General features: G+C 68.1%; 10 protein-coding genes and 1 pseudogene. 6 read left to right on the top strand and 5 right to left on the bottom strand.

The annotated features are described in order from the left end of the window. Positions 1-2,194 (top strand): bifunctional (p)ppGpp synthetase/guanosine-3',5'-bis(diphosphate) 3'-pyrophosphohydrolase (locus A5702_RS09865; RefSeq protein ID WP_068220247.1); only part of this gene is annotated, 2,194 nt, incomplete at its 5' end. Between the two features lie 51 nt (positions 2,195-2,245). On the opposite strand, the gene A5702_RS09860 is transcribed toward A5702_RS09865, so the two are convergent. Together A5702_RS09860 and A5702_RS09855 are read right to left on the bottom strand one after the other, a co-directional pair. Then, entirely contained in the window at positions 2,246-4,012 is a 1,767-nt protein-coding gene (locus tag A5702_RS09860; RefSeq protein ID WP_068220244.1) for a protein kinase, read from the bottom strand. Positions 4,013-4,058: 46 nt separating this feature from the next. Next, positions 4,059-4,958 (bottom strand): peptidylprolyl isomerase, encoded by a 900-nt coding sequence (locus A5702_RS09855; RefSeq protein ID WP_068220241.1) that lies wholly within the window; start codon positions 4,956-4,958, stop codon positions 4,059-4,061. Between the two features lie 117 nt (positions 4,959-5,075). On the opposite strand from A5702_RS09855, the gene A5702_RS09850 reads away from it, so the two are divergent. Then, positions 5,076-5,738: an MBL fold metallo-hydrolase gene (locus A5702_RS09850; protein WP_055400910.1), complete on the top strand. Its 663-nt coding sequence runs from the start codon at positions 5,076-5,078 to the stop codon at positions 5,736-5,738. Beyond that, positions 5,735-6,997, top strand: coding sequence for a histidine--tRNA ligase (hisS, locus tag A5702_RS09845; RefSeq protein WP_055400912.1), 1,263 nt, complete (start codon positions 5,735-5,737; stop codon positions 6,995-6,997). The genes A5702_RS09850 and hisS overlap by 4 nt, the downstream gene beginning before the upstream one ends. A 31-nt stretch (positions 6,998-7,028) precedes the next feature. On the opposite strand, the gene A5702_RS09840 is transcribed toward hisS, so the two are convergent. From A5702_RS09840 to A5702_RS09830, 3 genes are all read right to left on the bottom strand, one after another. Continuing rightward, the gene (locus A5702_RS09840) at positions 7,029-7,331 is read right to left on the bottom strand and encodes a hypothetical protein (RefSeq protein WP_067823907.1); all 303 of its coding nucleotides are present in this window, start codon (positions 7,329-7,331) and stop codon (positions 7,029-7,031) included. Positions 7,332-7,387: 56 nt separating this feature from the next. Further along, positions 7,388-7,615 carry a hypothetical protein gene (locus A5702_RS09835; protein WP_055400916.1) on the bottom strand — a complete coding sequence of 76 codons (228 nt, stop codon included), beginning with the start codon at positions 7,613-7,615 and terminating at the stop codon, positions 7,388-7,390. A 123-nt stretch (positions 7,616-7,738) separates the two neighbouring features. Beyond that, positions 7,739-8,224, bottom strand: coding sequence for a polyketide cyclase (locus tag A5702_RS09830; protein WP_067823904.1), 486 nt, complete (start codon positions 8,222-8,224; stop codon positions 7,739-7,741). 266 nt (positions 8,225-8,490) lie between these two features. On the opposite strand from A5702_RS09830, the gene mdlC reads away from it, so the two are divergent. The 3 genes and pseudogenes from mdlC to A5702_RS27280 form a co-directional block, all read left to right on the top strand. After that, positions 8,491-10,104 (top strand): benzoylformate decarboxylase, encoded by a 1,614-nt coding sequence (gene mdlC, locus A5702_RS09825; RefSeq protein ID WP_055400920.1) that lies wholly within the window; start codon positions 8,491-8,493, stop codon positions 10,102-10,104. A 10-nt stretch (positions 10,105-10,114) separates the two neighbouring features. Then, a complete protein-coding gene (locus tag A5702_RS26245) occupies positions 10,115-10,393 on the top strand; it encodes a hypothetical protein (protein ID WP_156669552.1) in 279 nt (92 codons plus the stop codon). Positions 10,394-10,589: 196 nt separating this feature from the next. After that, positions 10,590-10,664, top strand: a pseudogene (locus A5702_RS27280) (hypothetical protein); the annotation flags it as partial.

Here is a 10,664-nt window from a genome sequence, read left to right as displayed (position 1 = left end):
CAACCCCGTGCTCGAGCCGCTGGTGGCGGTGCACCGGGAGATCTATCCCAAGGCGAACGTGTCGTTGCTGCAGCGCGCCTTCGAGGTCGCGGACGAGCGGCACGCCACCCAGCTGCGCCACTCCGGCGACCCCTACATCACCCACCCCCTGGCCGTGGCCAACATCCTCGCCGAATTGGGCATGGACACCACCACTTTGGTGGCCGCGCTGCTGCACGACACCATCGAGGACACCGGCTACACGCTCGAGCAGATGTCCGAGGAGTTCGGCGACGAGGTGGCGCACCTCGTCGACGGGGTGACCAAGCTGGACCGGGTGGTGCTGGGCACCGCCGCCGAGGGCGAGACCATCCGCAAGATGATCACCGCGATGGCCCGCGACCCCCGGGTGCTGGTGATCAAGGTCGCCGACCGGCTGCACAACATGCGCACCATGCGCTTCCTGCCGCCGGAGAAGCAGGCGCGCAAGGCCCGCGAGACGCTGGAAGTCATTGCGCCCCTTGCGCATCGGCTGGGTATGGCCAGCGTCAAGTGGGAGCTGGAGGACTTGTCCTTCGCGATCCTGCACCCGAAGAAGTACGACGAGATCGTCCGGTTGGTCGCCGGCCGCGCACCGTCGCGGGACACCTATCTGGCCAAGGTCCGCGCCGAGATCATCAACACCCTGAACGCGTCGAAGATCAAGGCGACGGTGGAGGGCCGGCCCAAGCACTACTGGTCGATCTACCAGAAGATGATCGTCAAGGGCCGCGACTTCGACGACATCCACGACCTGGTCGGCATCCGGATCCTGTGCGACGAGATCCGGGACTGCTATGCCGCTGTGGGCGTGGTGCATTCGCTGTGGCAGCCGATGGCAGGGCGGTTCAAGGACTACATCGCCCAGCCGCGGTACGGCGTCTACCAGTCGCTGCACACCACCGTCGTCGGCCCGGAGGGCAAGCCGCTGGAGGTGCAGATCCGCACCCGCGACATGCACCGCACCGCCGAATACGGCATCGCCGCGCACTGGCGGTACAAGGAAGCCAAGGGCCGCAACGGTCTTCCGCATCCGCACGCCGCCGCCGAGATCGACGACATGGCCTGGATGCGCCAGCTGCTCGACTGGCAACGGGAGGCGGCGGACCCGGGCGAGTTCCTGGAGTCGTTGCGCTACGACCTTGCGGTGCAAGAGATCTTCGTGTTCACCCCCAAGGGGGATGTGATCACCCTGCCCAACGGGTCGACGCCGGTGGACTTCGCCTACGCGGTCCACACCGAGGTCGGCCACCGCTGCATCGGCGCGCGGGTCAACGGGCGGTTGGTGGCGCTGGAACGAAAGCTGGAAAACGGCGAAGTCGTCGAGGTTTTCACGTCGAAGGCCCCCAACGCCGGGCCGTCGCGGGACTGGCAACAGTTCGTGGTGTCCCCGCGCGCCAAGACGAAGATCCGGCAGTGGTTCGCCAAGGAGCGCCGCGAGGAGGCGCTGGAGGCCGGCAAGGACGCGATGGCCCGCGAGGTGCGTCGGGGTGGACTTCCCTTGCAGCGCTTGGTCAATGGCGAATCCATGGCGGCGGTGGCCCGCGAACTGCACTACGCCGACGTGTCGGCGCTCTACACGGCGATCGGCGAGGGTCACGTGTCGGCGCGCCACGTCGTGCAGCGGCTGCTCGCCGAACTGGGCGGGATCGACCAGGCCGAAGAGGATCTCGCCGAGCGGTCCACGCCCACGACCATGCTGCGGCGCCCGCGCAGCAGCGACGACGTCGGGGTCTCGGTCCCCGGCGCGCCGGGCGTGCTGTCCAAGCTGGCCAAGTGCTGCACGCCGGTGCCCGGCGACCAGATCATGGGGTTCGTCACCCGCGGCGGGGGCGTGAGCGTGCACCGCACCGACTGCACCAACGCGGCGTCACTGCAGCAGCAGTCCGAGCGCATCATCGAGGTGCACTGGGCGCCGTCGCCGTCGTCGGTGTTCCTGGTGGCGATCCAGGTCGAGGCGCTCGACCGGCACCGGTTGCTCTCCGACGTCACACGGGTGCTGGCCGACGAGAAGGTCAACATCCTGTCGGCGTCGGTGACCACGTCCGGCGACCGGGTGGCGATCAGCCGGTTCACCTTCGAGATGGGCGACCCCAAGCACCTCGGGCATCTGCTCAACGTGGTGCGCAACGTCGAAGGGGTCTTCGACGTTTACCGGGTGACGTCGGCGGCCTAGCGGCGGGTCGCCGCCATCAGGTCGGCGGCGGGTCGCCGCCATCAGGTCCCCCTAGCCGACGCGCACCGAGTTGATCGTGACCGGGTTGGTGGGCGGCCCGCTCTGCCGGTTGCCGGCGATGCCGGCGCCGGCGATCTTGTCCAGGACCGCCAGGCCGGCCTCGGTGATGGTGCCGAACACCGTGCTCTGCGGCTCCATTTCCGAATCCCGGAACACCAGGACGAATTGGCTGCCGTTGGTGTTGGGTCCCTCGGTGGCCATGATCACGGTGCCCAGCGGGTAGACCACGGTGGCCCTCAGCGCGGGGTCCCCGGCCGGGTACTGGTTGGTGGGATATTCGTCCGCGAACTGATAGCCGGGGCCGCCGGAGCCGTCGGCGTCGGGGCCGCCGCACAGCAGCGATCCGCCGTCGGTCGAGTTGATCAGCCGGGCGCACTGGGTGCTGTCGAAGAATTGCTGCTTCGCCAGGCTGACGAAGCTGTTGACCGCACAAGGGGATTCGTTGTTGGCGAGCTGGATGCCGATGTCGCCGAGGTTGGTCGAGATGGTGGCCGGGATCTGCGGGGGATCGGTGGAGATCCGGCCGGACCGCGGCGGGCTGACGGGTTTGACGACGGTGTCCGGCGCGCTCGGGTACTGGCAATTGGCGCCCGGGTCCGCCGGCGGCGCGAAGGCCGGCAGCGGCGGCGCCGTCGCCGCACCCTGCGCGGTGGGCCCGGGATTCGACCCCGCCCTGCCCGGCACCCGGGCGCGGGTCGGGCTGCTCGACGCCGCGCCGCTGGCGGAGTCGTCCTTCTGGGTCACCAGCGCGATCACCAACGCGACCACCGCCACCAGCGCCACGGCGGAGGCGCCGACGATGCCCAGCAGCAGGCGCCGCGATTGCGTGGGTGGGTGATACGGGGTGTCGCCGGTCGGGGGGAAGTCCTGCGTGACTGGTCCGGTGGGGGGCGGCGGTGCCGGCGGCGCCGGCGGCGAGCTGAAGGCCGCGGTGCCGGCCGGCTCGGCCAGCGCGGCCCTGGCGGCTTCGGCGAGTTCCATCGCCGACTGGTAGCGGTGTTCGACGTCCTTGGCCATCCCGCGGGCGACCACCGCGTCGAGGGCGGGGGACACCCCGGACGCCGTGGTCGACGGCCGCGGCGGCGGGGTGTTCAGGTGCGCGTTGAGTTGTTCCTCGAGGCTGTCGCCGGCATAGGGACGCTTGCCGGTCAGGCACTCGTGCAGCACGCAGGCCAAAGAGTACACGTCGGCGCGGTGATCCGTTGTGCCCCTGAAGCGTTCGGGCGCCATGTAGGCGACGGTGCCCATCGTGTGCCCGGTCTGCGTGAGCGAGGTGTCGGCCATGGTGCGCGCGATGCCGAAGTCGATCAGGTAGACGAAGTCCCGCGCTTTGGTGACCAGAATGTTCTTCGGCTTGATGTCGCGATGGATCAGCCCGACCTGGTGGGCGCTGTCCAGTGCGGCGGCCACCTGCTCGATCACCGCGACCGCGCGCTCGGGGGACAGCCGCCCGCCGTTTTCGTCGATGTATTCCAGCAAGTCCCGGCCCTCGATCAGCCGCATGTCGACATAGAGGCGCCCGTCGATCTCGCCGTAACCGTGGATCGGCACCACGTGCGGGTCGTTCAGGCTCGCCGCGATGCGCGCCTCTCGGCGGAATCGTTGCTGAAACTCCTGATCCTCGGCCATGTTCGGCGGCAGGACTTTCAGCGCGACGACCCGGTCGGTGGCGGCGTCGTACGCGCGATAGACCTGTCCCATGCCGCCGCGCCCCAAGACGTCCAGCAATTGGTATTGCCCGAAAGACTCTGACCCCACGCAACGACCTTAAGCGGTGGACCGCCCGCGGGTCGGGCGATTGTGTCTAGTCGAGCAACAGCGACGTGATGGTGACCTCGGCCGCCGGGGCGCCGTCCTCGCCGCCGCCGGCGACACCGGCTTTGGCGATCTTGTCCAGGGTCGCCAGCCCGTCGGGCTGGATGGTGCCGAAAACGGTGTACTGGGGCGGTAGCTGGGAGTCCTTGTACACCATGAAGAACTGGCTGCCGTTGGTGCCCGGACCGGCGTTGGCCATGGCCAGGGTGCCGCGCGGGTAGAGGACTGGCTGCTGCGCCTTGGGGTCGTTCGGCGGGTACTGGTCGGTCGGATACTCGTTGGCGAACTGGTACCCCGGACCGCCCGTGCCGTCACCCTTGGGATCGCCGCATTGCAGGACGCCCAGGTCCGCCGAAGTGGTCAGCCGGTGGCACTTCGTGTTGTCGAAATACTTCTGACCGATCAGGCTCGCGAAACTGTTTACCGTGCAAGGCGATTCGTTGTTCGCGAGCATCAGGCCGATGCGCCCCTGGTTGGTGACCATGCTGGCGCTCACCGTCGCCGGATCGGTCGGCACCTTGCCGGTGCGCGGCGGCTTGACCTGCTTGGCGGCCGGTTCCGGGGACGCCGGGTACTGGCAGTTCGCGCCCAGATCGGCCCCCGCCTTGAACGGCGGCAGCGGCGGAACGGGCGGCGTCGGCCCGGCGGGGGTGGTGGACTCCGGGGAGCTGCTCGCGGCGGGCGAGGTGGTGCTCGCCGCGGTGCTGCTCTTGTGTTCGTGTTTGGTGCTGATGACCGTGAGCACCACCGCGACGACCACGGCCACCGCCACGATCGAGCCGGCCGCGATCAACGCGATCCGGCGCCTCTTGGCTTGCTTCGCGCGGCGCTCCAGCTGCCGCTCGAGCTTGCGTTTGGCGTTGGCGCGTCGCTGTTCGTTGGTCGGCACGGCCGTATGCCTCCATGGTCGGTAGGTCGGGGGCCCGCAAAAGGCGTCGGTGGCCAGCCCAGGCTAATGTGGGCGCCGCGACTGGTGTCAAGTGGGGCCCGTGGGAAACTGGGAACCGTGTTGATCACCGGATTTCCCGCGGGCATGTTGCAGTGCAACTGCTATGTGCTGGCCGAGCGGCCGGGAACGGACGCCGTCATCGTGGATCCGGGACAGCGGGTGATGGGCCAGCTGCGGCGCATCCTCGACGAGAATCGGCTGACCCCGGCGGCGGTGTTGCTCACCCACGGGCACGTCGACCACATGTGGTCCGCGCAGAAGGTGTCCGACACCTACGGCTGCCCGACCTACATCCACCCCGAGGACCGGTTCATGCTGAAAGACCCGATCTACGGCCTTGGCCCGCGGGTGGCGCAGCTGGTGGCGGGCGCCTTCTTCCGCGAGCCCAAGCAGGTCGTCGAGCTGGACCGCGACGGCGACAAGCTCGACCTGGGCAGCGTGACCATCAGCGTCGATCACACCCCGGGGCACACCCGCGGGTCGGTGGTGTTCCGGGCCTCGGGCGATAAGGACGTGGTTTTCACCGGCGACACGCTCTTCGAACGCTCGGTGGGCCGCACCGACCTGCACGGCGGCAGCGGGCGAGACCTGCTGACCTCGATCGTGAACAAGCTGCTGGTGCTCGACGACGAGACCGTGGTCCTGCCGGGGCACGGCAACGCCACCACCATCGGCGCCGAGCGCCGTTTCAACCCGTTCCTCGAGGGCCTGAGCCCGTGACCGAGTTCTCGGCGCCCAAGGGGGTGCCCGACTACGTTCCGCCGGACTCGGCGCAGTTCGTCGCCGTGCGGGACGGGTTGCTCGGCGCCGCCCGCCGGGCGGGCTACGGCGACATCGAGTTGCCCATCTTCGAAGACACCGCCCTGTTCGCGCGCGGCGTGGGCGAATCGACCGACGTGGTGTCCAAGGAGATGTACACCTTCGCCGACCGCGGCGACCGCTCGGTCACCTTGCGCCCCGAGGGCACCGCCGGGGTGGTGCGCGCCGTGATCGAGCACGGCCTGGACCGCGGCGCGCTGCCGGTCAAACTCTGTTACGCCGGGCCGTTTTTCCGGTACGAGCGCCCGCAGGCCGGCCGCTATCGGCAGCTGCAGCAGGTGGGGGTCGAGGCGATCGGTGTCGACGATCCGGCGCTGGACGCCGAGGTGATCGCCGTCGCCGACGCCGGCTTCCGATCGCTGGGCCTGGACGGGTTCCGTTTGGAGATCACCTCGCTGGGCGACGACAGCTGCCGCCCGCAGTACCGGGAGCTGCTGCAGGACTTCCTGTTTGGGCTCGACCTGGACGACGAGACGCGCCGGCGCGCCGAGATCAACCCGCTGCGGGTGCTCGACGACAAGCGGCCCGAGGTGCGGGCGATGACGGCCGACGCGCCGGTGTTGCTGGACCACCTGTCCGACGTCGCCAAGCAGCACTTCGACACCGTGCTGGCCCATTTGGACGCGCTCGGGGTGCCCTACGTCATCAACCCGCGCATGGTGCGCGGGCTGGACTATTACACGAAGACCACCTTCGAGTTCGTGCACGACGGCCTGGGCGCGCAGTCCGGCATCGGCGGCGGCGGCCGCTACGACGGGCTGATGCGCGAGCTCGGCGGACAGGACCTGTCCGGTATCGGGTTCGGGCTCGGCGTGGACCGCACCCTGCTGGCGCTGCGCGCCGAGGGCAAGAGCGTGGGGGCGACCACCCGCTGCGATGTGTTCGGCGTGCCGCTGAGCGAGCAGGCCAAGCTCAGGTTGGCGGTGCTGGCCGCGCAGCTGCGGGCCCGCGGCCTGCGCGTCGACATGGCCTACGGCGACCGGGGTCTCAAGGGCGCGATGCGCGCGGCCGACCGTTCGGGTGCCCGCATCGCGCTGGTGCTCGGCGACCGGGACATCGAGTCTCAGACGGTCGGGGTGAAGGATTTGACGACGGGGGACCAGGTCCCGGTGGCCGCGGAAGATGTTGTGGCCGAAGTGACCTCGTTACTCAATCGCTAATCAACTTGGCGCATAGCGCATTTCGGTCGCGCTAGTGTGGTTGGTTGGCCAAAAAGCAGCGCACCTGGGTGGCGGCGTCGTCCGGCTTGACTCCCATCTCCACCAGTCGCTGAACGATCTGCGCGGACGGCACCCCGCCGTCGAAATCCACCGCTATCACGTGGACGCTGGGGAACCAGTTCTCCGCGCTCACCCCGGGCGGCGGGGGCTTCGCGTCGCCCCCCAGGCATTGAACGTAGCCGTTGACGCCGGTATCGGCGTGAGCCGGCGTTGTCGCCGCCAGCGGCCCACCGATGGCCATCCCGACGGCCGCAGCGACATAGATGAAGCGCATGGGTGGGAATATACCGCGATCCGGCTCCCGAATCCGGGGAGCGGTCGAAGCGGCGATTAGCTTTTCTTGCTCGGAATGATGATCACGACGATCAGCGTGAGGATCGAGAAAAACAGCCCGAGAATTCCCCAGCCCAGCGGGTTGCGGCCCTTCATCATCGCGATTAACGCGCAGACAATTGCGGCGATCACGCTGCCGATGGCGACGAAGATGCCCTTGATGCCGCGCAGGATAAAGCCCGCCGCGACGGGGTCCGAACTCGCCAATATCACCGAATGCAACATGTCAGCGTCCTTTCGTGAGGGGCCCTGAGGTGATACCCGCCCGAATGCGCGACAAAACCGCGCAACAATATCGGTGCACGCGCGAATAGCGGATCTACCAGCGTCATCGCGCCATCCGCCGGCTTAGCCGGCCGGATAACCGCGCCGGACCGTGCGATCCAGAATGCCCAAGGTCGCCCGCAATGCGCCCTCGGAGAGAATCGGGAAAATTCCGGCTTCCCGCCAGTGCTGGTCGATGTTCGACCAGTCGTAGAACGAGGTGACCACGGTGGCCGAGTTGTCCTCGGTCGGCTCGAGCCGATAGCCGTAGACATGACCGATCGGCGGGCGAATCTGGCCCAGCACCGTCCATGCGATCAGGCGATCCCGCTCGAATTCCCTGATGTCGACCGTGACGTCGTACCTGCCTAATTGCGGAAAGTCGTTCAACGCCTCGCGGTCCATGTGCACGACGAAGCGGTCACCGACACCACTCACCGGATCGCCCTCGGCGTCCTGCAGCATCCCGGACGAGTCGATGGCCACGTGGCCCTGCGGGTCGCACAGCACGGCGAAGATCTCGGGCGCGGACGCGGCAATGGTGCGCTGAACCTCGATGCGTTCGGTCATGAGCCCTCCGTTGTGCCCTGGCACAGGTTTCGTGATTGTAAATCTGGGCTGCTGTTCATTGTGCAGTCCATACCGAACGATCACGCTTCTTGCTGTGAACGCCCCTCTGATCAGGCCATCGTTTTGATCCACGGCCTGTGGATGACACCCCCGGCATGGGAGGCCTGGATCGCGCGTTACCGCGCTCGCGGTTTCGGCCCTTAGCCCCGTGCCCGGGGAACTCGACTGACTCCTTTGACAACTTCGAACGAAAGCAACGGCCACCCATGACCACAGTGCGCGACGCCATCCTCGACCTGTTCCGCTCGCACAATCTGACCACCTGGTTCGGCAATCCGGGCTCGTCGGAATTGGCGCTGCTGCAAGACTTTCCCGACGACTTCCGCTACTTCCTGGGCCTGCAGGAGATGATCCCGGTCGGGATGGCCGACGCCTACGCGCAGGTCACCCGCCGCCCCGCCGTGGTCAACCTGCACACCGCCCCGGGCATGGGCAACGCGCAAGGCCAGATTTACAACGCCTACGTCAACAAGACGCCGCTGATCATCACCGCGGGCAACCAACGCCGCAACATGCAAAATCAGTACTGCCTGCTGACCAATCACGAACCCACCACGACACCAAAGCCATTCGTGAAATGGGCTGCCGAGCCGGCCATCGCTAGTGAGTCCCCGGCCGTGCTGGCTCGGGCCATCCACCTGGCCACCACTCCGCCGATGGGCCCGGTGTTCGTCTCGCTGCCGATGGACGACATGCCGATCGAGCTGACCGACGGCCAGCTCGCTGATATCGCGGTCGTGCGCGATCGCACCGTGACCCACGCGACGGGTTTCCCGACCGAGCTGGCCGAGCAGGTCGGTGCACAACTCGACGCCGCGTCGTCGCCGGTGATCATCGTCGGCGGCGATATCGACCGCTACGACGCCTATGACGCGGTGATCGAGCTGGCCGAGCGCACCGAATCACCGGTGTTCACAGCACCATTGACCGGTTGGAGCGGGTTTCCGGAGAATCACCGGCTCTATCACGGCGCGCTGCCCCCGGGAGCGGGCTGGATCTCCGGACTTCTCGCGGGCCACGACCTGATCCTTACGATCGGGACGCCGGTCTTCCGCTATTACCCTTTGGTGCCCGGCCCGTACCTGCCCGAGGGCGCGCGCTTGATCCAGATCACCAACGATCCCGACGAGGCCGCCCGTGCCCCCGTCGGCGACGCGATCGTCGCCGACATTCGTACCGCGGTCCGGGCCTTGGCGGCGGCGGTGAAACCCACCCAGCGCTCCGCGCCCACGCCGCGCGCCGCAGTCCCCGAACGGGTCTCGGAGCAGGTGCCGCTCAAGCCCGCAGATCTCTGGACCGCCGTCGCTCACGCCGCACCTGCGGACACACTATGGGTCAGCGAGGCCGGCAGCAACGAGATCACCATGACCGAAAGCATCCGTCCGGGCAATCCGCGTTCACACCTGTCGGCTGCCGGTGGGGGACTCGGCTGGGGGCTGCCAGCATCGGTCGGCGCGCAAATCGCGGCTCCCGACCGTCCGGTGGTGTCCTGCATGGGTGACGGCTCCATCCACTACGCGATCACCGCGCTGTGGAGCGCGGCACGCTACAACATCCCCCTCACTGTCGTGGTGGCGTCCAACGCCGAATACGGCGTGGTCAAAGAGTTCGGTGTCTGGGAGAAGACCCCGAATGTTCCCGGACTCGACATCCCCGGCCTCGACATCGTGGGAACCGCGGCCAGCTACGGCGTCGGCGCCCACGAAGCACACAGCTCTGACGAGGTGTACGAGCTGGTCAAAGCCGGCATCGCCGACCGCGAGCGTCCCACCCTGATCAACGCCCGCACCACACCCGTGCCCGGGGGATTCGGCAGCTAGGAGATGTCTGGTGGATGACACGATCGTTTCGGCGTTTGCCGAGGCACTTCACGGCGGCGATACGGTGGCCAGTGAGGGCGCACTGGCCGAAAAGCCAAAACTATTGGGGTTTCGGCCGACAACCCGGACTGGTCTCATGGCCGCGAAGTCGCGACGACGTCCCCGGCGGCAGCCTTGCGACCGGCATATTGGATTTGGTTGCGGCCGCCGCGATTTCACGGTGGCGCGGTCGGCCAGCGGCGGTTTCACCCTCGGTTTGGCCGCGGCATGCGATCATTACCGGCGATGAGCGCTGTATCGCAATAGGAGGATCAATGCTCCGCAAAGCCCTGACGAGAACGGCCGTGGCCGCGGCGCTCATCGGACTGGCCGCGGCGGGTGCGCCCGTCCCGGCCCGCGCGACCTCCGGCCCGGTGGGCCGGCCCGCCCCGCTGGACGATCCCGATCCGGGCCTCCCCACCAACCCGTATGACCCCCGCTGCGCGGCGATCTCCACCGCCGACGCGCCCGCCAACGGCGCCGACCTGGGCATCCGCGAGGAATGGCTCCCCCTGTTCGAT

The organism is Mycobacterium sp. E3339 (genome assembly GCF_001666915.1).
Taxonomy (GTDB): Bacteria; Actinomycetota; Actinomycetes; order Mycobacteriales; family Mycobacteriaceae; genus Mycobacterium.
Note: the sequence above shows the minus strand (reverse complement) of the source record. Positions and strands in the feature narration are given on the sequence as shown.

Coding starts and splice junctions, on each gene's coding strand:
- A5702_RS09840 (WP_067823907.1), bottom strand. CDS start 7,331: ATGCGCTTCATCTATGTCGCTGCGGCCGTCGGGATGGCCATCGGTGGG.
- A5702_RS09835 (WP_055400916.1), bottom strand. CDS start 7,615: ATGTTGCATTCGGTGATATTGGCGAGTTCGGACCCCGTCGCGGCGGGC.
- A5702_RS09830 (WP_067823904.1), bottom strand. CDS start 8,224: ATGACCGAACGCATCGAGGTTCAGCGCACCATTGCCGCGTCCGCGCCC.
- mdlC (WP_055400920.1), top strand. CDS start 8,491: ATGACCACAGTGCGCGACGCCATCCTCGACCTGTTCCGCTCGCACAAT.